The organism is Ruminococcus bovis, from assembly GCF_005601135.1.
Lineage (GTDB): Bacteria > Bacillota > Clostridia > Oscillospirales > Acutalibacteraceae > Ruminococcoides > Ruminococcoides bovis.
The window spans coordinates 1998368-2021188 of the sequence record NZ_CP039381.1 but is presented as its reverse complement, the minus strand read 5'-3'; the positions used below and the strand labels follow the sequence as shown (position 1 = coordinate 2021188).

Below are 22821 nucleotides of genomic sequence, written 5' to 3'. Positions count from 1 at the left end.
CTGTTATTTATCAATGCTTATTCTTCAACATTAATATCAATAACAATAATACCGTAATCGTTTACACGACCTACACAGCCCGGTTCAACAACAATAGTTGTATCCATCTGGTTGATAATAGCCGGACCGTTAATAACATCACCGGCACCAAACTTTGTTCTGTCATAAACCTTAGTTGACATTTTAACCGGCTTTTCGTCAACCTTGAATGTAACCATTCTTTCGTCAACAACTGCATCTTCAATATTGCCGGAACTCTTCTGAATTTTAATTGGTTCTAGGTCTTCGATTTCACCTGTACCAATTACACGGATATTAACAATTTCAATGTCAACTTGTCTATATGAACGACCAAACTGCTTTTTGTGGGCAATATGGAAAGATTCTTTCATTTTTTCAATTGTTTCTTCTGTTACTTCACCACCGATAACAGGTACACGCATTTCATAACCTTGACCTTCATATCTACAGTCAGCAACTCTCTGAATAACAATTTCGTCTTCTGACATATTATCTTCAATAAGTCTATCGTGAGCTTTCTTTTCAAGGGAAGCATAGTCTTTCTTAAGTGACTCTAAATCAACATTTGATGCAAGTTGCATTTCTGTCTTAGAGAAGTCATACATCAAATCAGTATTAACAAGACCAACTGCACATAAAGCACCTGGGTTTAGAGGTACAACAACCTGTTTCATACCAAGCTCTCTGGCTACACTACAAGCATGAAGTGAACCGGCACCACCACAAGCAAATAAAGCAAATTCTCTTGGGTCAAAACCTCTACGAACACTTTCCTTTTCAATTTCTTGAATCATATTGTTGTTCATAATATCAATAATACCAAGTGCAGCCTCATCAAGGTTTTTGTCTAGTGGTTCACCGATACGGCTCATAATAGCCTTTTCAGCTAATTCAGGCTTGATTTCCATTCTACCACCAAGTAGCTTTGTACCTAATCTGCCAAGGATAATATTGGCATCAGAAACTGTTGGTTCTTCACCACCACGATTATAACAAGCCGGACCCGGTACAGCACCTGCTGACTGTGGACCTACTCTAAAGAATCCACCTTCATCAATATATGCCATTGAACCACCACCGGCACCGATTGTACCAACATCAATCATAGGTACCATAGCAGCATAGCCACCGACTTTAGTGTCTAGCAAGTGTTTCATACTTGGTTTTAGGTCAGCAAGAACAGAAATATCAGCTGATGTACCACCAATGTCAAGAGTGATAACATTGTTGATGTCTGTTAATTTAGTTGTCCAGATAGCACCAAGAACACCACCAACCGGTCCGGATAAAAGAAGATTAACCGGCTTTTTCTGGGCAGCTTCTGCTGATGCAACACCACCAAATGATTGCATTAAGTGCACATTAGCTGTATATCCCTGTTCAACAAGAGTCTTTCGGAGCTGTTTAATATATCGTGAAGTTGTAGGTCCGATATATGCATTAAGACCGGTTGTAGTAAATCTTTCATATTCTCTAAACTGAGGGAGTACTTCAGAGCTTAATGAAATATATACTTCCGGGTATTCTTCCTTAATAATTTCTTTTACCCTTTGTTCATGGGCAGGATTTAAGAAAGAGAACAAGAAACATACTGCAATAGCTTCTACTTTATCTTTCTTCATCTTTCTAACAGCTTGTCTTACTTCTTCTTCATTTAGAGGAATAAGTTCATCACCATTAGGAGAAACAACTCTTTCTTCTACACCATATCTATCTCTTCTCTGGCATACCGGGTATTTCTGCCATGGAATGTCTTCTACAATTGAAAAGTTAGTAGGTCTCTTGTGTCTGGCAATATGGATAATATCTCTATATCCTTTTGTTGTAATCATACCGGCTCTTGCACCTTTATGTTCAAGAACCATATTTGTTGCAATAGTTGTGCCGTGGAATATTTCATCAATTTCGCTATGTTCAATTCCAAGTTTGTCACAAACTGCATTAATACCTTCCATCATACCGATTGATGGGTCATGAGGTGTTGTAGAAGTTTTGTACACCTCGATTTTACCGTCATCATCAACATAGATAAAGTCAGTAAATGTACCACCAACGTCAACGCCGATTCTCTTCATAACTCAATCACTCCATTTCAAAAACAAAAAAAGCAGAGGCAACAAAGTTCTAGATAGAAACCTCATTGTCTCTGCTAATATTTCATATTATAAGAATTTTTAATTATTTGTCAAACTTTCTAGCATGTTTAGTATAAACTGATGGGTCAATACCTTCAAGATACTTAACAACCTCATCAACCGGAACAACATCAGCAAATTTTGCTTCCATATCAAATAAGTTCCATTCAACAACACCGGGAACTCTATCACCAACTGTTCCTTCAGGAACGATTGTTCTGAAACCATAACCTGTTGAATCCATTACTGTGTGTCTAACACAAGCACAAGCTGTAGCACCCATAACAATAACTGTATCAACACCTAAGTAGTTAAGTGTCTGTGCTAAATGAGTACCAAAGAAATTAGAAGCAAATTTCTTGTGAATAACAGGTTCTTCAGGTCTTGGCTTTAACTTAGGATCAATGTCCATCCAATCACTGTTAATATCAAGTGTACTAACCGGAATTTTTTCATCCCATCTTGGAAGATCCCACTGTTCTTTACCAACAAAACCTGTTGTTGTGTGGAAAATCGGAACACCAACTTTACGAGCTGCTTCAAGAACTTTTAAAGCCTCAGCACAAACTTCTTCTGAATGGTCACAAGTGAATGGATGACCTTCTGACATCCAAGCCTTTGCCATATCAACTGTTGTAATAGCAGGTGCTTTACCAAAGCCCATCTTTCTCATAAAACCACGTTCTTTGTACACTTCTCTAGCTTCAGCAAAAGCTTTCTTTAGAAGGTCCTCATCGAATGAATAATGGTCTACAAACTTATAATCCTTGTTTGACATAAAAATCTTCCTTTCTTACTCTTCCTTTATCTTTCTTTTTTGAAGGACTCTTGTTTTGTCCTTTCACAAGCTAATACCCTTTAAGAGCCTAAAAGGTAACACAAAATAACATAAATTTTTCTTTTCTTGCATTATGTATAATACATCTTAACAAACTGATAATTTTTAGTATATTATAAATTATAGGTGTTTTATTTATAAAATAAACAAGGCATAAAAAATTGCTGATGCATTATACATCAGCAATTTTGAGAAACAATTATTCAATTTAATTGAAAATAATCTTAATTATTAGATAATCCGTTTTTAAATAATCATTTTCAGATAATCTTAATTTCTTGTTACAGATAAACTTACTTTACGCTGAAAACAACCTTACGGTATGTATCAAACTTTAACCACTTAGTAAAGAAGTCCTTATCGTTAGGGTCTTCAAGTGCTTTATATTCAGCTAAGAAATTCTTGATTTCTTCATTAGAAGTCGCTTTAACTTCAAAGCCTCTACCGTTGATTACAGGTACATCAGAATACTCATACTTATCTACAGGGATAATATCAGTAATCTTCTTATCTCTTACCTTAACTGCGACATCATCTCTTAGTACGATAATGTCAAAGCTGTCAGGATAATTATAAGATTCACCTGAAGTTGGGATAGTGTCACCTACAGAATAAGTGTTGTTAACAGGCTGATATTTTAGAACATTTAGACTAGCTGAGTCGTAGTAGAATTCTTCAAAAATATCGCCTCTGGCTTCAACTTCACCATTCTTAAATGATGCCTTATGTGAACCGTAATCAGCCTTTTCAAGAGTATCTTCTACAACACCACAAGCTGATGTCATATTAGTAACTCTGTCAATAAGGATAAGTTCACCTAGAGTTTTGTGGTTATCAAACTTATCTACAACGATTGGCTCTGTTAGAAGAATGTCACATAGAGCAATCTCGTTCTTATTTAGTTCATCCTTCTGAATATGTTCACCAGTATTTACATCTACTGCATATTCAATCTTTGTAACAATAGCAGGAATAGTCTTTGTACCTAGCTTTACAAGGTAGTCAGTACCTTCTGTTAGTGTATTATCATCCATCCATAGAAGAGAAGCCTTTAACTTCTTATATACACCGATTTCAGAATCTTTAGTTAGTACACAACCTCTTGATACATCCACTTCCTTATCAAGTGTAATTGTAGCAGGTTGACCAACCTTTGCAGTTTTGCTGTCTCTGTCAACAACAAGAATCTGCTTAACCTTAGCCTTTTCATTACTTGGAAGTGTTGTGATTTCATCACCCACAGAAATTTCACCTGACTCAATCTGTCCCTGGAAACCTCTGAATGTATGGTCAGGACGGCATACTCTCTGTACAGGCATATAGAAACCTTTTTCGTTATCTGATGACTTAATATCAACAGTTTCAAGATAATCAAGAAGTGTCTTGCCATCATACCAAGGAATGTTCTCTGACTTAACAGTAACATTGTCACCTTCAGTAGCTGATAGTGGGATGATAACAACATTTTCAAGGTCTAATTCAGCCTTTAGTTCGTTAATTTGGTCTGTGATTTTATCAAAAGTAGCTTTGTCATACTTTACAAGGTCCATCTTGTTAACTGCAAAGACAAAGTACTTAATACCCATTAGTGAGCAAATTCTGGCATGTCTTCTTGTCTGTACAAGAACGCCTTGAGAAGCGTCAATCAGAATAACTGCAAGGTCAGCAAATGATGCACCAACTGCCATATTACGAGTATATTCTTCGTGACCCGGAGTATCGGCAACAATGAAAGAACGGTTATCTGTTGTAAAGTAACGGTATGCTACATCAATTGTGATACCCTGTTCTCTTTCTGCCATTAGACCGTCAAGAAGAAGTGAATAGTCAATTTTACCGTTTCTTGAACCAACCTTACTGTCTAGTTCAAGGGCTTTTTCTTGGTCTGCATATAGTAGCTTTGAGTCATAAAGAATATGACCGATTAGAGTAGACTTACCGTCATCAACACTACCACAAGTAATAAATTTTAGTAAACCTTTCATTAGAAATATCCCTCTCTCTTTCTTCTTTCCATACTACCGGCAGCCTCATTGTCAATAACTCTTGAAGTTCTTTCTGATGATACTGCACTTAATGTTTCGTCAATAATTTCGTCAAGAGTATGAGCAGTAGATTCTACACCACCTGTTAGTGGGTAACAGCCAAGTGTTCTGAATCTAACTGACTTCATCATTGGCTTTTCACCTTCTTTTAGACGCATACGGTCATCATCAACCATAATTAGGTTGCCATCTCTCTCAACAACAGGACGAACATCAGCAAAGTAAAGAGGAACAATCTCAATATTTTCTCTCTTAATATACTGCCAAATATCTTTTTCTGTCCAGTTTGAAATTGGGAATACACGAATTGATTCGCCTTTTTCAATCTTTGTGTTATAAAGTTTCCACATTTCAGGACGCTGATTCTTAGGATCCCAAGCCTGTGCTTTGTTACGGAATGAGAAAATTCTTTCCTTTGCACGAGACTTTTCTTCATCTCTACGACCACCACCAAAAGCAGCAGTAAAGCCGTATTTATTTAGGGCTTGTTTTAAAGCCTGAGTTTTCATAATATCTGTATAAGATGAACCATGGTCAAATGGGTTAATACCCTGTTTTACACCGTCTTGGTTAGTATAAACCAGCATATCAATGCCATACTTCTTAGCAATTCTATCACGGAACTCAATCATTTCCTTAAACTTCCATGTTGTATCAACATGAAGGAATGGGAATGGTGGTTTTTCAGGATAGAAAGCCTTCATAGCAAGGTGTAGCATTACTGAGCTATCCTTACCGATTGAGTAAAGCATTACTGGTTTTTCACACTCTGCTGCAACCTCTCTCATTATGTAAATTGCTTCTGCTTCAAGAGCATCAAGATGTGAATCATAACTCATAATCTTTCCTTCTTTCCTCTTTAATACTTATTTGACTCTTTCTGATTAATGTCTATGTTTATTGTTTTGCCATCAGGTTTATTGATTATCCAATGGAGAATATCTCCTTCTTTTTCTGTATGAACATTGCTACCCATACCACCAATGTCTGCACCTAAGAAAAAGTTAATTGCATAGACAGGACACTCCTTAATACAGGAAGTACATCCCCAACAATCTTTTGGATACTTTATATATGCTTTTTTGTTTTCATCCATTTTGATTAGTGTACCGGGACAAACATTTCTACACTTACCACAACCGATACATTTATCCTTATCAATTGATATGCTCATAGTTTGTACCCTCCTCCACTAATTCTCTTGTAATAATCTTAATTTCACCATCTTCAAGAATAGAGTTAACATACTTATTCCAATGTTCATTATCCTTTTCAGGGTAATCAAGATTTTCTGCAAAGCTATGCCAACGAGTTTCTTTTCTTGCTTTTAGGTGAGCGATTACACTTCTGCAAACAGTAAGTCTTTCTCTTAGTTCATAAATATACATAAGTTCTTGGAAATCTTCTGCATATAAATCCTTTGAAAGTTCCATTAACTGCTTGATTTTGTAATCTGCTATTTCAAGTTGCTTTTCATTGAAACGATAATTTGTCTTGATACCACCGGCATATGAGTCCATTACTGTCTGCATAGCCTCTTCAAGTTGCTCTGTAGTAAACTTACAATGTTTATCCTTTAGGAAGTTTTCTACCTCATCAATATGGTTATCAACTACCTTATCATCAATAGTAGCAACATTTTTATCTTTGATATATTCAACTACAGAAAGTGCTGCAATTTCACCTTCGGCTAATGCACCTGTAACATACTTCTGAGGACAACCACCTGCAACATCACCTGCTGCATAAAGTCCGTCAATAGTAGTCTTTCTGTTAGTATCTACCCAATAGCCACTTGCTGTATGACCACCAACTATGTAAGGTTCTGTACCCTCAATTTCAACATTCTGCTGACTAGGGTTCTTGCCACTTTCAATCCACTTAATGGTTTGAGATGGTGCCATATTTAAGTAAGCCTTTAGCAAAGATTCGTCTTGTTCTTCTGTTATGCCCTCTGTCTGTAAATAACAAGGACCTCTACCGTTAAGGTTTTCGTTTACTGTACCGTAAACTCTCTGAGATGTTGTAATACCGTACTTAGTTTCATACACTTCACCAAGTGAATTAATCTGTTTAGCACCAACACCCTGAGCTAATGTACCTGTAGGAGCAATTGTATCTTTACATCTTAGTGCAATAAAACGCATCTCAAATGTTGTCATTTCTGCACCGGCATTGATACCCATTGCAAAACCTGCACCGGTATTAAATGGTGGATACCACATTTTGTGTCGTGAAAAACCGGGATTGTTAGGCTTATAAAGACCTGCTGCACCACCGGTTGCAATAATAACTGCTTTCGCTTTGATAACATAGAATGTATCATTCTCGATACCAATACCAAAAGCACCGTTAATGTGGTTATTTTCTACTGCATAATCAGTAATGTTAACTCTGTTAAGAACAGTAACATTATCTAATTCATTTACTGCATCAGCCAAAATAGGCTTAATGTTTTCACCATTGATTTTTAGGTTTCTGTTACCTCTTGTAACATACTTACCCTCTTTATCTTTTAGAATAACAAGACCAAGCTTTTCCAGTCTTTCTGTTACACTATTAAGTCTTTCGGACATTGTAAGCAGCAAGTCACCTCTTACAATACCGTCAGCATCTTTTCTGGCATAATCAACATAATCTTGAGGAGTTCTGCCCTCTACTATATAAGCGTTAAGTGCATTAACACCTGCTGCAAGGCAACCACTTCTCTTGATATGTGCTTTTTCACAAATAAGCACTTTTGCATCACTATGTTCTGAGATAGTCAGTGCTGCATAACATCCGGCAGTGCCACCACCAATTATCAGAACATCAGTTTGTAAATTTTCTATCCTCATAGTTAACTCTCTTCTCCCGATATTTACAAGTTATTTTTTAGCAAATAATCTTCAGCAGACATTACTGCATTTGCACCGTCTGATACTGCTGTAACTACCTGTCGCAACTTCTTGGTGCGAACATCCCCTGCAACAAAAATACCATCTGCTGAGGTAACACCGTCTTCTGAGGCTACAACATAGCCATTATCTAACTTTACCAGTTCTTTTAATAAATCTGAATTTGGAACACTGCCAACTGCAACAAATACACCTGACACAATGATTTCTTTATCACTGTTATCTTTAGTAACAATGATTTTCTCCACTTGATTTTCCCCTACAATTTCTTTAGGTGTAGAAGAAAGTACAAGTTCAATATTTTCTGTATTTCTAACCTTTTTGGAGAGAATTTTGTTTCCACGAAATTCATCTCGTCTATGGATTAAATACACCTTAGAGGCAATCTTTGAAAGTAAAAGTGCATCCTGTAAAGCTGTATCTCCTCCACCTACTACTGCAACCGGTAAATCCTTATAAAAAGCACCGTCACATATTGCACAGTAAGTAACACCTTTACCGGTAAGTTCCTTTTCGCCTTTAATTCCCAACTTTCTACGGCTTGTACCGGTAGCTAAAATAATAGTTTTTGTTTCTATATTTTCGCCATTTGAAAGTTTTAGGTTATAGTGATTATCTTGTTTAAGGATACTTTCCACTTTACCTTCAACAAACTCTGTACCCAGCTTTATGGCATGGTCACGAAACTTCTCTCCAAGGTCATAACCACTTTCGCCATAAAGACCTATATAGTTATCAACTCGGTCACTTTCTGCAATTTGACCTGTGCCCATAAATTCTTTTTCTATTACTATTGAATTGAGCATTTCTCTTTTTGCATATACAGAAGCAGATAATCCTGCCGGTCCACTACCTATAATAACTATATCGTACATAAGTCCTCCAATTATTCTATCACAAGTTCTTCCTTTTGTGAAGTATTGTTTTCAATATGGAATGAGTTTAAAACAGGGTTTTCTCTATCCATTAATGAAAGAATCATATAACTTGCCTTGCTATCATATGCAAGACGCTTGTCCTCTTCAGAAGGTCTTGAAGGTGACTCAGGATGACTGTGCCAATTGCCCAGTGGCACAAATCCGTTCTGACGCATATCTTTAACAGCCATTAACTGTTCCTTTGGGTCAAGAGAAAAGTGTTCGTTGGAATGGTCAATATTTGTTAGAAGGTAAACCTTCTTAATGATTTTGTCTTCACCTTCAACTGTACCGGCTATTAAGCCACAAGCCTCATCAGGCAAGTCCTTAATAGCATGGTCTAGTATTTTATTATAATCTGATTTTGATAGTTTAATCATAACAACCTCAATTTTTATAAATTATAATACACCATCACATTCAGCTTGTTCGTAGTCGATTAATTCTGTGATAGTTGGGTGGTCACCACATACTGCACAAGAATGAGTATCCTGTGGTAGCTTAACCTTTCTAAATTCCATCTTTAATGCATCATAAGTTAGTAGGTAACCTGTTAGCAAGTCACCAACACCTAGTAGATACTTAACTGCTTCCATAGCCTGTAGGCTACCGATAACACCACCCATTGCACCGATAACACCGGCTTGTTTACAAGTTGGAACCGCATCCTTTGGTGGTGGATTCTTGAATACACATCTGTAACATGGACCTTCACCGGGTACATAAGTCATTAGCTGACCTTTGAAACGAATGATACCGGCATGTGAGAAAGGCTTTTTAGCCATTACACAGGCATCATTAATTAAGAATTTTGCCGGAAAGTTATCTGTACCGTCAATAATAAAGTCATAGTCCTTAATAAGGTCCATAATGTTTTCACTTGTAACAAATGTATGGTAAGTAATAACCTTTACATCAGGGTTCATTTCTTCCATTGTTTCCTTAGCTGACTGAACCTTTGGTTTGCCAACATCCTTAGTTGCGTGGATAATCTGTCTTTGTAAGTTAGATAAATCAACTTCATCAGCATCTGCAATACCGATTGTACCTACACCGGCTGCTGCTAGGTACATTGCTACAGGAGCACCTAAGCCACCTGCACCGATAATCAACACCTTACCGTTAAGAAGTTTCTTCTGGCCTTTTGCACCAACTTCTTTTAGGATGATATGGCGTGAATAACGTTCAATCTGTTCGTTAGTAAACGCCATTACTGTCCACCTCCCATAAAGTATAGAAATTCAACTGTATCTCCATCTTTTAGGACAGTTGATTCAAATGTGCCACTTTCAACAAATTCATCGTTGATTGTTACAGTTACATATTCAGGTGTTTCTACCTTTTCATCAATAACTAACTGTGCAACTGTTAGGCCGTCTTTTACTTCTTTCTTGTTTCCTGCTACTGTAATAACCATTATATTGTTCTCCTTTATACTAATGTATCAATAATTTCTGTTAATGAGTCTTTAGGTTGTAGACCATTTAGTCTTTCAACTTCTTCACCCTTATCAAAGAATACTACTGTTGGTACTGAAAGCACACCGTATTCTTTTGCTAAATCGGCATCAAAGTTAATGTTAACTTTTACTACCTTTAGGCTATCACCATACTGACTTTCAATCTGTGAAAGCAGTGGTGACATTCGCTTACAAGGAATACAACTGTCAGAATAAAATTCTGTTAGTACAGGTGTTTCTGATAAAAGCACCTGTGTTTCAAAATCGTCACTGCTAATTCTTGTTGCCAAGTTAATCACCAACCTTTTTAACAATTAAGTTATAAGTACCATCCTCGTTATCAATTAGCTTTAGAATCTGATGACCTTCTTCTTTGATACTTCTTGGTACATTCTGTACAGGTTCACCGTCATTCATCTTAACTGAAAGGATTTCTCCTTCTTCAAGTTCTTCTAGGGCAATCTTTGCCTTTACAAATGTTGTTGGGCAAACAACATCAGTAATATCTACTGTATCATCAATCTTAAAATCAGCCATTATAAACCTCCAAAATCTTATCTACAAATTTTTCTCTGCCTACTCTGTCAAGAGTAAACTTAAATCTTTCTCCAGGGTTTGCATTTTCGTTAAAGAAATTAATTGTTGTGTCACAAATTTCAAATAACTTTTCTTTGTTATCAATGAAAGGAATGATTGTTTCACCCTTATTGATTGAGTTACCGAAAAGACCACCAAATGAAACAATGTAACCTTCTACTGTATCGTAAGCATCTGTTGGACAAGACTTAACACATCTGCCACAGAAGTTACACTTTGACTTATCAATTTTGATTTCATCATTTTCAATTGTAATAGCTTTACTTCTACAAACCTTTTCACAAAGTCCACAATGAATACAGTCGCTTTCTCTCCAACTTACATTCATACCACCCTTGATACCAAGGTCGTTTTCTTCTGTCTTTAGACAGTTGTTCTGGCAACCTGTAATACCAAACTTAAACTTATGAGGTAGTTCCTTTGCGAAATATCTTTCATCAAGTTCTTTAGCTAAAGCGTATGTATCAATACAACCACTAGGACAAATCTCTTTACCCTGACAAGCTGTGATTGTTCTAACTCTTGGTCCACAAACCCCGGGTTCAACATTGCCTTCTGCTAAAGCATTCTTTACATCTTCAATATCATCAAGTTTTATGAAAGGAATTTCTACACTTTGACGAGAAGTTAGGTGAACATAACCGTCACCGTACTTTTCAGCAACTTCAGCAACCTTTGCAAGTTGAGTTGCAGTTAAGTTACCACCAACTACTCTTAGTCTTAGTGAAAAATTATTCTTTTGCTTTTGTCTCATAAAGCCACCCTTTTTTAGGGTTTTGTAATCTACTGCCATACCTTTTCTCCTAATTAATACCTTAAATATTTTTTATAGCCTGACTAAAGTCATCTATAAGATCCTCAATATCTTCAATGCCAACACTGATTCTGATTGTATCGTCATACACACCTGCATTTTCCATTTGTTCCGGTGTATTGTGTATATAAATTGTACTGGCCGGATGAATTACCAAGGTTCTTGTATCTCCTATATTAGTCGCTATTGTAGGAATTTGCAAGTTATTCAATAACTTAAATGCTCTTTCCTTACTTCCGGTACGGATTGTTACAATAGCACCACCCTTGCCGTTAAAGTACTTCTCAGCTAAAGAGTAATAAGGACTACTCTCTAGACCGGGATAATTAACTTCAAGAGGAGTTTCGTCTTCAAAAAACTTTGCAAGTTTATAGGAGTTACTACAAAGTCTTTCCATTCTTAAACCTAAAGTTTCAAGGCCTACACTATTCATAAAGGCATTCATTGGTGAAAGACAACAACCTGTGTTTCTCCAAATGCCATTTCTTAATTTTGCTAAATAAGCAAACTTGCCATACTTTGAATATTCCTTTAAGTTAGGATACTTTTCATAATCCCATTTAAAGTTACCACTGTCAACAATTACACCACTGATTGAGTTACCACCACCGTTAATGTACTTTGATGATGAATGGATAACTATATCAGCACCATACTTAAATGGATTAATAAGATAAGGTGTTGCCGTTGTGCTGTCTAAAATAAGAGGAATACCCTTACTATGAGCTAAAGAAGCTACACTTTCAATATCTACAATATCAAGTGCAGGATTACCGATTAGCTCAGCAAAAATCGCTTTTGTCTTATCAGTTATTAAAGGTTCTACATCTTCTACTGTAATATGCTTTGCAAATTTAGTATTGATTCCAAAACTACTTAGGTCACCGAACAAATCAATTGTTCCACCAAAAAGTCCTGAACCTGCAATAACTTCATCCCCTGACTGCAAAATGTTTAGTAGTGACATTGTAACTGCTGCCATACCGGAGGCACAAGCAACTGTACCTATACCATTTTCTATTGCAGTTATTCGATTTTCAAAAGAAGAAACTGTAGGGTTGCTAATTCTTGTATAAGCAAAACCCGGAGCAGTGTTGTTAAAAACCTTTTCTAGTTTTTCAGGTGACTCATGCTTAAAAGCACTTACCTGATAAATTGGGGTTACTGTTGCTCCGGTTTCTTTGTCGCCATTAAAACCCTTATGAAGTAACTTAGTATTGAACTTCATTATATCACCCACTAATTTTTATTTCCTACGTTTTCAGTAGATTTTGTAGTTATTATAATATAGTAATCCTATTATTTCAATAGGTTTAGTGTATTTTCAGTAATTTATACACAATTTTCTTTATTTCTACAAAATTCTTCGTGATTAATACTGAAAACTACCATATTGAATATAAAAATCAGGTGTGTTATAATACTAGTAAGTTGATATGTATTGTATGTATTGTAAGAAGGGAGGATTTGTATGAAAATCTCTACTAAAGTTGAATTTGGAATTATTGCTCTTGTAGATATTGCTCTTAACTCCGGCAAGAATGAGGCAGTTACAATGTATAGCATTTCTCAAAGACACAACATATCAAGCAAATACCTTGAACAGATAATGACAATTCTAAGGCAAGGTAATTTGATTAGAGGTATCAAAGGTTCTCGTGGTGGATATAACATTGCAAGACCAAGTGATGAAATCACATTAAAGGAAATTATTGATACACTTGATATTTCTGTACTTGAAAATGTAAACTTCTATAATGTTAATGAAGACTCTGTCATTGTAAAAACCTTAAAGTCAGAAGTTTGGGATAACATTACTGCTTTTCTTCAGAATTTTACAGAAAAAATTACTCTTGCTGATATTACAGAAATGTGTAAACAGAAGAGTGGTAAAAAAGAATCTGAGTTTATGTATTATATTTAATCTACTATTATACTCCTAAAAATGGGGACTACTTAAATTAATAAGTAGTCCCCACTTTTTTGTTATATAAAATTCATTATAGCTTAAATGATTTAATTACATCACAAGTGTAATCAATATCTTCATCAGAATGAGCCATTGAAACAAACATTGCTTCAAACTGTGATGGTGCTGAATAAATACCGTTACTTTGCATATGGTTAAAGAACTTTGCAAAATTCTTTGTATTTGAAGTTACTGCTGTATCGTAGTCGGTAACCTTTTTTTCAGTAAAGAATGGTGTCATAATTGAACCTACTCTGTTAACATTAAGTCCTGATTCTTTCATAGCTTTTTCAATCTTTGCTGACTTTTCATTTAATACATCATACTGAGATACATTGCTTTCAAGAATTTTGATAGTTTCTATACCGGAAGTAACTGCTACCGGATTACCTGAAAGTGTACCGGCTTGATATACTGAGCCTAGTGGTGCAACACACTCCATTACTTCCCTTTTACCACCATAAACTGCAAGTGGCATACCACCACCAACAATTTTACCCAGTGTAGTAAGGTCAGGTGTTATATTGTAGTACTTTTGAGCACCACCGATTGAAAGTCTAAAGCCTGTAATAACTTCATCAAAAATCAGAAGTGCATTATTCTTCTTGGTAATATCTCTTAGAAACTGCAAAAAGCCTTCCTTTGGTGGTACAACACCCATATTAGCTGCACAAGGCTCTACAATAACACAAGCAATTTCATCTTTATTTGCATTGAATAATTCTTCTACAGAATTTTCATCATTGTACTTTGCAAGTAAAGTTGTATCTGTATAACCCTTTGGTACACCTGCACTATTAGGAATTGAGTTTGTTAAAAGTCCAGAGCCACCCTTTACAAGTAGTCCATCGGAATGACCATGGTAACAACCCTCAAACTTAATAATCTTGTCCTTACCTGTATAGCCTCTTGCTGCTCTGATGGCACTCATAACTGCTTCTGTACCGGAATTAACAAGTCGCAACATTTCCATTGATGGGAAGTGCTTTTGAATTAATTTTGCTAAAGTAATTTCTCCCTTATGACAAGCACCGAATGTTAGCCCTTTGTCACAAGTTGCTTTAACTGCGTTAATAACTTCTTCCCTACAATGACCTAAAATATTAGGACCCCAAGAACAAATGTAGTCAATATATTTATTGCCGTCAACATCATAAATATAACTGCCCTTTGCTTTGTCAATAAACAGTGGTGTTCTGCCTACTGAACGACAAGCTCTTACAGGACTGTTAACACCACCGGGCATAAACTTTTGTGCTTCATTATATAAATTTTCTGAATTTGTAGTAATCATATTATTCCTCTTCATCAAGCCACTTTGCTACATCTAATGCGTGATATGTAATAATAATATCAGCACCGGCTCTCTTCATTCCAATCATATTTTCCATTACGATTTTCTTTTCATCAATCCAACCGTTTTGTGCTGCTGCTTTTACCATTGAATACTCACCACTAACATTGTAAGTAACAATAGGCTTGTTGGTATATTCCTTAGCTTTAGCAATAATATCAAGAAAAGCTAAAGCAGGTTTTACCATTAACATATCAGCACCTTCATAGTCATCAGCTAAAATTTCTCTTAAAGCCTCTCTACCGTTTGCCACATTCATTTGATATGACTTTCTGTCACCAAAATGTGGGCAAGAATCTGCTGCATCTCTAAATGGTGAATAGTATGCTGATGCAAACTTTGCACTATAAGCCATAATAGGTGTGTTAATAAAACCGTTATGGTCAAGGCTGTCTCTGATAGCCTCTACTCTACCATCCATCATATCTGATGGTGCAATAATATCTGCACCTGCTTTTGCTAGACTAACTGACATTTTGCAAAGTAGTGGTAATGTTGCATCGTTTAGAATTTCATCACCGTCTACTACACCACAATGACCATGAGAAGTGTATTCACATAAACATACATCTGCAACAACAATCATATTAGGGTACTTTGACTTAATATATCTAATGGCATTTTGGGTAATACCGTTATCGTCATAAGCTGATGAACCTACTTCATCCTTATGTTTAGGTACACCGAAAATTAAAAGTCCTGAAATTTTGCTATCATTTATTTCCTTTAAAATTGGGTCAAGGTTATCTATTGAATACTGATAAATACCGGGCATTGAGTCAACAGGTGTTTTGATATTTTCACCTTCAGCAACAAAAATAGGATATATTAAATCCTTTTTGTTTACTCTTGTTTCCTCCACCATATCACGAATTGCTTTTGACTGACGAAGTCTTCTCATTCTTTCCATTTTCTATTCCTCTATTTCCTAAATTTCACATCATTAATTATAGCACTTAAAAGACCATTTGTATCGGCTACTTGTGAAGTTATAAAGTCCTTTACATTATGCTTTAAAAGTGACTTTGAAGTTATGTTACCGATTGAAACAATCTTTGTTCTCTCTGATATTGTAAAATTGTTTTTGAAAAATTCTTCTACACCGGAAGAACTTGCAAAAGTAATGTAATCGGTTGTTACTTCCTTTTCCATACTTTTGCTACTGTTAATTACATCATAAGTCTTTATATCGTCATAGTCAATATTATTTTTCGACAAAACTTCTGTTAAATCCTTTGAGCCTTTCTCTGCTCTTAGGATTAGTACTTTTCCATTTTCATAAGTTTTTGCAATTAAGTTGCCTAGTGCCAATGAAGTAAATTCTGCCGGTACTAGGTCAGGAATAATACCATGGTTCTCCATAGTTTTGGCAGTACCTGAGCCTATTACTGCAAACTTAATATTGGATAATTTTCGTACATCAATCTTATATTCAATTAACTTTTCAAAGAAAATTTCTGCACCGTTAATACTTGTCAGCACTATTAAAGAATAGTCAGATAAATTCTTTAGTGCATTTTCTAAATTTCTATTTTGGTTATACTTTTCTACCTTTAGATAATTTAGGTGAGTTACAGATGCACCCTTTTCATAAAGTTTCTGTTGTAATTTTTCAGAAAATCTCTTAGTACCTGTAACTGTAACTGTAGTGTTATCAAGTGGTAGTTTAATTGTACGAGAAAAGTCATAGGAAGAAGTTTCTCCTACCGTTATAATTGCAGGTGATTTTACATTATTTTCTTTAACCTTTTCTGCAATATTTTCTAATGTACCTTTTACTACAACTTGATTTTTAGTTGCACCATTAGAAATTACTGCTGACGGTGTAGATTTTTCTTTGCCATTTGCGATTAAACTTTGGGTGATTTTTTCAATATTATTTAGTCCCATCAAGAAAACTAAAGTACCCTTTAACTTTGCAAAATGCTCCATATTCTCAGGCAACAAATCATCCTTTGTATGACCTGTAATTACGGTGAAACTTCTTGCAGTTTTTCTGTGGGTTACAGGAATACCTGAAAGTTCAGGTACTGCTACTGAGGAAGTAATTCCCGGTACTACTTCATATGGAATATTATTTTCTTTTAAAGAAATAATTTCTTCTCCACCTCTGCCAAAAACAAATGGATCACCACCCTTAAGTCTTACAACAATGTTGTTTTCTTTGGCTTTTGTAACTAGGATATTGTTTATATCTTCTTGTTTTGCACTTTTTTGACCGGCTCTTTTGCCTACAGGAATTTTCTCACAAGTATCCTTTACAAAGTCAAGAAATTTACTGTCTATTAGGCTATCGTAAACCAATACATCACACTTCTTGAGCAGTTCATAACCTCTCATAGTGATTAGGTCATAATCACCACAACCTGCACCTACTAAATATACTACTCCCACTATCTCACCACACTTTCTGCAAGGTTAAATCTATTTTCTATTAAATCACTTTTTGTGATTATCTCTTTACTGTCACTTGTATATACTACATTGATTTTATTATTTTCTACAAAGCTATATGCACCTAGTGGCATTCCACAATCTGCATTAAGAATGTTTAAAATATGTCTTTCGGTTTGGAATGCATAAAAGGTATCTTGATGATTTATTTTAGATAGGATTTCTGTTAAATCATTGTTTCTTGACTCAATAGCAATTATACCTTGGCATGGTGCCGGTACAAAATCTTTATAGTCAAATGGTGTGAAAGTAAATCTACTGTCACTTAATAAATCTAATCTTTCTAGTCCTGCCATTGCTAAAATAATACCGTCATATTCACCGGTATAAAGTTTATTAAGTCTAGTATCTACATTACCTCTAATATCCTTAAAAGTAGCATTTGGATATAAATTTTTAAAAGCTAACTTTCTACGGTTACTGCCTGTTCCGATTACAGTTTCCTTAGAAAAATCTATTTCTTTCTCTTTAACAGTTACTAAAGTATCTCGATAATTTCCTCTTTTCAAAACTGCAGAAATAGTTAAATTATCTTGCAACTGTAAAGGTAAATCCTTAGCACTATGGACTGCCAAATCAATTTCTTTATTTATTAAAGCATCTTCGATTTCTGTTACAAAGACACCTTTGCCACCTATATTTATAAGTGGTTTATTAAGGACTTTATCACCTTTAGTTGTAAAATGTACCACTTCAATATTAATTGATGGGAAGTACTTTTTGATTTCATTTACAACCATATTTGTTTGGGCAAGTGCTAATTTACTTTTTCTTGTACCTATCTTTATACTCATACTGACAAACCCTTAATTATTTTATCTACTAAATCATCTGTAATATTTTCATTATTTAGAGAATAGTCAAGTAGCTTTTCAAATGCTACCTTTCTATTTTCTTCTAAAGAAATTTCATCCTTGATTTTCGCTCTGTATTTGCTTAAGTTATCAACTATACTTTCGCTATCTTGGATTAAATTTTCTATCTTTTTACGAAGATACTTTGCGTATAGAGGGCTTTTTCCTGATGTTGAGATTGCAACAGTTACACCCTTATTCCTAGCAAGTGCAGGGAAAATAAAAGAACAATTATCCTTATCATCAACAGTATTTACAGGAATATTATTTTCTTTACAAGAATTATAAATTTCCTTATTGAGAGCTTTATCATTAGTTGCAGTTATTACAAATGATTTTCCCTTTAAATCATTAAAATCAAATTTTCTCTTAATTATATTTATATTTTCTATTGATAAAATTTCTTTATGTACTTTAGGAGAAACAACAGTAATCTTTGGGTTAAAAGGCAATAGCTTTTCTATCTTTCTCAAAGCTACTACACCACCACCTACAACAAGGCAATTTTGATTTTCTACATCTACAAAAAATGGAAAATACCCCATACTAACTCTCTTTCTCATATACTGAAATAAATTCTTCAAATGATTTTGAAGATAGATTTGACTTCATTTTATAAATAACTTTCTTCTCTTTATCATCCATATTCTTCATCTTAGGCAAAAATGAATGAAAGATAATATCTTTCTTTAGTTCATCAATTTCTTCACCTATAATTTTTAAGGCTGACTCAACACTTGATTCTTTGATTTTGTTATTATAATTTGCTATTTCTTCAAAGTGGTCAATATTTAAAATTGAAAAACCATTATAACCGTCAAGTTCACTGTCAATATCAGGAGGTACTGCAAGGTCAATAAGAAGTCTTGACTTTGCCTTTATATCACTATTATCAACATCATACTTAGTAATAGTATAGTGAGGGCTTTTTGTTGCACTTACAATACAATCAGAATTGTTAATATAATTATATCTATCATTATAAGGTACAACCTCTATATTATCATCAACAGTTGACAGTTGCTTATTATGTTCTCTCATAGTTATTTTTACATTTATATTTTTATGTGAAAGAAGATTCTTTACAACTGTTGTACCGATTTTACCACTTGCACCGATTACAAGTACATTTGTGTTGTCCCCTAATTTTGACACAACATTGCCCACTAATGTGGCTACTGAAATTGATGTTGTGGATAAAGGTGTTTCATTCTTAATAATCTTTGCACATTCAAATGACTTTTGGAAAATCATATTGAACTCATAACTTGTAAAGTTATTATTCTTGGAGAACATATATGCACTTCTTGTTTGGCTAAGGATTTCATCCTCACCCATAACCATTGAGTCAATTCCACTTGTAACTTTAAAAAGATGGAAAGTAGCTTTTTCATTTTCAAAGAACATTGCATACTTTTTGATTGCATCTTTTGACACATTAGAATACTGTGACAATACTTTTATTACATAATCAAAGTACTTTTTGCTACCGTCAAAATAAACTTCTGTACGGTTACAAGTACATAGTAAAATGCACTGGGTGATCTTGTCACCCAGTGTAAGTTGTTTCATAATATTTAGTTTTACATTATCATCAAAAGCAAATGACTTTCTAATATCAAGTTTAATTTGCTTATAGTTAAGACTAATACAATTCAATATTTTCACCCATTTAAAATTCTAATGTAAATTTTAATACTTGAAATGAATATTGTCAATATTAGATAACCATTGAAACCTCTGTTAGTGCTAGGTTATCTAGGATATGGGCCTTGTTGCCAACTGTTACAATAGTTTTGTATAGGAACACTCTTACTTCCTCACCTACTGAAACTGAAGGTTCATCAAGTCCTCTTGTGGCAACTAATGTGCTACCGTTACTTTCAACTGTGATTTCAATTCTGTCACCCATAAAGGCAGTTTTCACTACTTTACCGATAGAAGCAGAAGTCTTGTACTTTAGCTTTTCACCATATTTATAAATCTTCACAAATTCAGGTCTTACAATTGCTTTTTCTGCACCTTCAATTCTCTCAAAGGTATTGAACTTTGTATAATCTTCCAGGAATGAAGTTTTGCCAAAGAATGTTGCTGAAAAAGCAGTTTCAGGCTTTTGGTAAATTTCAAAAGGTGTTCCCTTTTGTTCAATCCTACCTTTGTTGGTGATGATGATTTCATCAGCTACTTCAATTGCCTCATCTTGGTCATGAGTTACGAAAATACTTGTAACACCCAGCTTTTGAATCATCTCTTTTAGCCATGAACGAAGTTCCTGTCTTACCTTTGCATCAATAGCTGCAAAAGGTTCATCAAGTAAAAGTAAATGTGGGTTTGGTGCTAATGCTCTTGCAAAAGCTACTCTCTGTCTTTGACCACCTGAAAGCTGACTTGGATAACGGTTATCAAGACCTTCAAGACCAATTAACTTAATAAGTTCTTTTACTCTTTCTCTGATATACTTCTTACTTTTCTTCTGAATTTTCAGACCGAAAGCAATGTTATCAAAAACTGTCATATATCTAAACAAAGCATAGTTTTGGAATACAAAACCGATACCTCTTTTACTTGCCGGAATATTGTTAACAACTTCACCGTCAATAATAATTTCACCACTATCAGGATTTTCAAGTCCTGCAATCATACGAAGGATTGTAGTTTTGCCACTACCGGAAGGACCTAATAAGCCGATAAGTTTACCTTTTTCTATGCCGAAGTTTACATCACTTGATGCTTTGTAATCACCATATGTTTTGTTAATATTCTTTAATTCAACATACATCTTATAGTTCCTTCTTTCCTCTATATTCTACAACACTTCTTATTACAAGTATTGCCACAGCCATTAGCACAAGTATTGCTGAAACTGCAAATGCCGGTACATATTTAAATTCGTTAAACAAAATTTCTACATGTAGTGGTAGTGTGTTTGTTCTTCCTCGTAAGTGACCTGAAAGAACTGATACTGCACCAAATTCACCCATTGCTCTTGCTGCACAAAGTACAACACCATATAGGAATGCCCACTTAATATGAGGGAAAGTAATCTTTCTAAAAATTGTAAAACCATTTGCACTCATCAAAGCTGCTGCCTCTTCTTCATCACTGCCTTGTGACTCAAGAACAGGAATAAGCTCTCTTGAAATAAATGGGAATGTAACAAATACTGTTGCTAAAATAATACCCGGTACTGCAAAGATAACCTTAATATGAAGTGCATCAAGTATTGGATAAATAGGACTTTGTCTACCGTATGTTAATACGAAAATTAAACCTGCAATAACCGGAGAAACTGTTACCGGTAAGTCAATTAATGTAGTTAAGATTTTCTTACCTTTAAACTGAAACTTTGTAATTGACCATGATGCAAAAATACCGAAAAGAGTATTTACAATAACTGCAATACCTGTTGCTTCAAGTGTTAAGACAATTGCATCTACTGTATATTTATCTGTTACTGCTTGGTAAAAGACCTTTATACCATCTTTAAATGCCTCTGTTAAAACTGTAATCAAAGGTAGAATAAGCATAATTGCTATGAAAAGAAAGCTGACTCCAATTAGTACCCATTTAACTACTTTTGAGCCTTTTGAACTGTTTTCCATTTTATCTACCTCCCTTTAGAATTTTTGTGTTATGAATTTGAACTAGGTTAACTAGGAATAATACTAAAAATGAAACTATCAGCATTACAAGTGCAATTGCAGTTGCTGATGAATAGTCAAATTCTTGTAACTTAGACATAATAATTAATGGTGTGATTTCTGTTTCAAATGGTTTATTACCGGCTATGAAAACGATACTACCATATTCACCAAGGCATCTGCCAAATGCTAAACCAAAGCCTGTTAGTACTGATGGGAAAATTTCAGGAAAAATAATCTTCCAAAATATTTTTACTCTACTTGCACCTAATACACCGGCTGCTTCTTCATAAGTTGAGTCCAACTTTTCAAGAATAGGCTGAACTGCTCTTACTACAAATGGAATACCTATAAATACTAAAGCTACTGTAATACCAACTTTTGTATAGGCAATGCTGATACCGAACTTAGCAAAGAACTTACCTACCAGACCGTTATCGGCAGTTAGACTTGTTAAAGCAATACCGGCTACTGCTGTAGGTAAAGCAAATGGTAATTCGATAATACCATCTAAAATTCTTTTGCAAGGAAATTTATATCTTATAAGTACCCATGCTAAGATAACACCCATTACTGCATTAATAAGTGAAGCTATGAAAGCAGTTATGAAACTTACTTTATAACTTGCTACAACTCTTGGAGCAGTAATTGTTGCAATAATTTCGCTAAAACTTAATTTTGAAGTATAAATAATTAGGGATGCAAGAGGTATCAGAACAACTAAACTCAGCATTGTTACTGTGACACCCATTGACAATCCAAAAAAAGGAATAACCCTTTTATTTGCCTTTTTCTTCATTTTGTTACACCCAATTCTCCGTTATTT

24 protein-coding genes are annotated in these 22821 nt (G+C 34.8%); 1 reads left to right on the top strand and 23 read right to left on the bottom strand.

The annotated features are described in order from the left end of the window. Positions 1–17 precede the first annotated feature (17 nt). From E5Z56_RS09545 to E5Z56_RS09480, 14 genes are all read right to left on the bottom strand, one after another. Positions 18–2096: a hydantoinase/oxoprolinase family protein gene (locus E5Z56_RS09545; RefSeq protein ID WP_138157586.1), complete on the bottom strand. Its 2079-nt coding sequence runs from the start codon at positions 2094–2096 to the stop codon at positions 18–20. A 103-nt stretch (positions 2097–2199) separates the two neighbouring features. Next, entirely contained in the window at positions 2200–2934 is a 735-nt protein-coding gene (locus E5Z56_RS09540; protein ID WP_138157585.1) for an isochorismatase family protein, read from the bottom strand. 353 nt (positions 2935–3287) lie between these two features. Beyond that, a complete protein-coding gene (locus E5Z56_RS09535; protein WP_138157584.1) occupies positions 3288–4979 on the bottom strand; it encodes a sulfate adenylyltransferase subunit 1 in 1692 nt (563 codons plus the stop codon). Next, the gene (gene cysD / locus E5Z56_RS09530; protein WP_022504949.1) at positions 4979–5878 is read right to left on the bottom strand and encodes a sulfate adenylyltransferase subunit CysD; all 900 of its coding nucleotides are present in this window, start codon (positions 5876–5878) and stop codon (positions 4979–4981) included. The genes E5Z56_RS09535 and cysD overlap by 1 nt, the downstream gene beginning before the upstream one ends. Before the next feature lie 20 nt (positions 5879–5898). After that, the gene (locus tag E5Z56_RS09525) at positions 5899–6213 is read right to left on the bottom strand and encodes a 4Fe-4S dicluster domain-containing protein (RefSeq protein WP_022504950.1); all 315 of its coding nucleotides are present in this window, start codon (positions 6211–6213) and stop codon (positions 5899–5901) included. After that, complete coding sequence (locus E5Z56_RS09520; protein ID WP_138157583.1) at positions 6197–7876, bottom strand: adenylyl-sulfate reductase subunit alpha; 1680 nt, start codon at positions 7874–7876, stop codon at positions 6197–6199. The genes E5Z56_RS09525 and E5Z56_RS09520 overlap by 17 nt, the downstream gene beginning before the upstream one ends. Before the next feature lie 23 nt (positions 7877–7899). Further along, positions 7900–8811: an NAD(P)/FAD-dependent oxidoreductase gene (locus E5Z56_RS09515; RefSeq protein WP_138157582.1), complete on the bottom strand. Its 912-nt coding sequence runs from the start codon at positions 8809–8811 to the stop codon at positions 7900–7902. Positions 8812–8822: 11 nt separating this feature from the next. Next, positions 8823–9233 carry a M67 family metallopeptidase gene (locus tag E5Z56_RS09510; protein ID WP_138157581.1) on the bottom strand — a complete coding sequence of 137 codons (411 nt, stop codon included), beginning with the start codon at positions 9231–9233 and terminating at the stop codon, positions 8823–8825. Positions 9234–9254: 21 nt separating this feature from the next. Then, the gene (gene thiF / locus E5Z56_RS09505; protein ID WP_138157580.1) at positions 9255–10064 is read right to left on the bottom strand and encodes a thiazole biosynthesis adenylyltransferase ThiF; all 810 of its coding nucleotides are present in this window, start codon (positions 10062–10064) and stop codon (positions 9255–9257) included. Beyond that, positions 10064–10270: a sulfur carrier protein ThiS gene (gene thiS / locus E5Z56_RS09500; RefSeq protein ID WP_138157579.1), complete on the bottom strand. Its 207-nt coding sequence runs from the start codon at positions 10268–10270 to the stop codon at positions 10064–10066. Before thiS ends, thiF begins: the two co-directional genes overlap by 1 nt. 14 nt (positions 10271–10284) lie before the next feature. Further along, positions 10285–10602, bottom strand: coding sequence for a thioredoxin family protein (locus tag E5Z56_RS09495; protein WP_138157578.1), 318 nt, complete (start codon positions 10600–10602; stop codon positions 10285–10287). Between the two features lies 1 nt (position 10603). Next, the gene (locus E5Z56_RS09490) at positions 10604–10849 is read right to left on the bottom strand and encodes a sulfurtransferase TusA family protein (RefSeq protein ID WP_022504957.1); all 246 of its coding nucleotides are present in this window, start codon (positions 10847–10849) and stop codon (positions 10604–10606) included. Beyond that, entirely contained in the window at positions 10842–11702 is an 861-nt protein-coding gene (locus E5Z56_RS09485) for a 4Fe-4S binding protein (protein ID WP_138157577.1), read from the bottom strand. The genes E5Z56_RS09490 and E5Z56_RS09485 overlap by 8 nt, the downstream gene beginning before the upstream one ends. Before the next feature lie 22 nt (positions 11703–11724). Continuing rightward, positions 11725–12951: an O-acetylhomoserine aminocarboxypropyltransferase/cysteine synthase family protein gene (locus E5Z56_RS09480; protein ID WP_138157576.1), complete on the bottom strand. Its 1227-nt coding sequence runs from the start codon at positions 12949–12951 to the stop codon at positions 11725–11727. Between the two features lie 243 nt (positions 12952–13194). On the opposite strand from E5Z56_RS09480, the gene E5Z56_RS09475 reads away from it, so the two are divergent. Next, positions 13195–13647 (top strand): RrF2 family transcriptional regulator, encoded by a 453-nt coding sequence (locus E5Z56_RS09475; protein WP_022505594.1) that lies wholly within the window; start codon positions 13195–13197, stop codon positions 13645–13647. A gap of 76 nt (positions 13648–13723) precedes the next feature. On the opposite strand, the gene hemL is transcribed toward E5Z56_RS09475, so the two are convergent. The 9 genes from hemL to cysT all read right to left on the bottom strand — a co-directional run bounded on the left by hemL (position 13724) and on the right by cysT (position 22794). Beyond that, on the bottom strand, positions 13724–14986 hold the full coding sequence (hemL, locus tag E5Z56_RS09470; RefSeq protein WP_138157575.1) for a glutamate-1-semialdehyde 2,1-aminomutase: 1263 nt from the start codon (positions 14984–14986) through the stop codon (positions 13724–13726). Between the two features lies 1 nt (position 14987). Beyond that, on the bottom strand, positions 14988–15956 hold the full coding sequence (gene hemB, locus E5Z56_RS09465; RefSeq protein ID WP_138157574.1) for a porphobilinogen synthase: 969 nt from the start codon (positions 15954–15956) through the stop codon (positions 14988–14990). Between the two features lie 11 nt (positions 15957–15967). Next, positions 15968–17440 carry a uroporphyrinogen-III C-methyltransferase gene (gene cobA / locus E5Z56_RS09460; RefSeq protein WP_138157573.1) on the bottom strand — a complete coding sequence of 491 codons (1473 nt, stop codon included), beginning with the start codon at positions 17438–17440 and terminating at the stop codon, positions 15968–15970. Next, positions 17440–18294, bottom strand: coding sequence for a hydroxymethylbilane synthase (gene hemC / locus E5Z56_RS09455; RefSeq protein ID WP_138157572.1), 855 nt, complete (start codon positions 18292–18294; stop codon positions 17440–17442). Before hemC ends, cobA begins: the two co-directional genes overlap by 1 nt. Then, the gene (locus E5Z56_RS09450; RefSeq protein WP_175405445.1) at positions 18291–18899 is read right to left on the bottom strand and encodes a precorrin-2 dehydrogenase/sirohydrochlorin ferrochelatase family protein; all 609 of its coding nucleotides are present in this window, start codon (positions 18897–18899) and stop codon (positions 18291–18293) included. The genes hemC and E5Z56_RS09450 overlap by 4 nt, the downstream gene beginning before the upstream one ends. Before the next feature lies 1 nt (position 18900). Further along, positions 18901–20013, bottom strand: a complete 1113-nt coding sequence (gene hemA / locus E5Z56_RS09445; protein ID WP_175405444.1) for a glutamyl-tRNA reductase — start codon at positions 20011–20013, stop codon at positions 18901–18903. 61 nt (positions 20014–20074) lie between these two features. Continuing rightward, positions 20075–21133, bottom strand: a complete 1059-nt coding sequence (locus E5Z56_RS09440; protein ID WP_138157569.1) for a sulfate/molybdate ABC transporter ATP-binding protein — start codon at positions 21131–21133, stop codon at positions 20075–20077. A 1-nt stretch (position 21134) separates the two neighbouring features. Then, positions 21135–21956, bottom strand: coding sequence for a sulfate ABC transporter permease subunit CysW (gene cysW / locus E5Z56_RS09435; RefSeq protein WP_138157568.1), 822 nt, complete (start codon positions 21954–21956; stop codon positions 21135–21137). A gap of 1 nt (position 21957) precedes the next feature. Beyond that, positions 21958–22794: a sulfate ABC transporter permease subunit CysT gene (cysT, locus tag E5Z56_RS09430; protein ID WP_138157567.1), complete on the bottom strand. Its 837-nt coding sequence runs from the start codon at positions 22792–22794 to the stop codon at positions 21958–21960. Positions 22795–22821 lie beyond the last annotated feature (27 nt).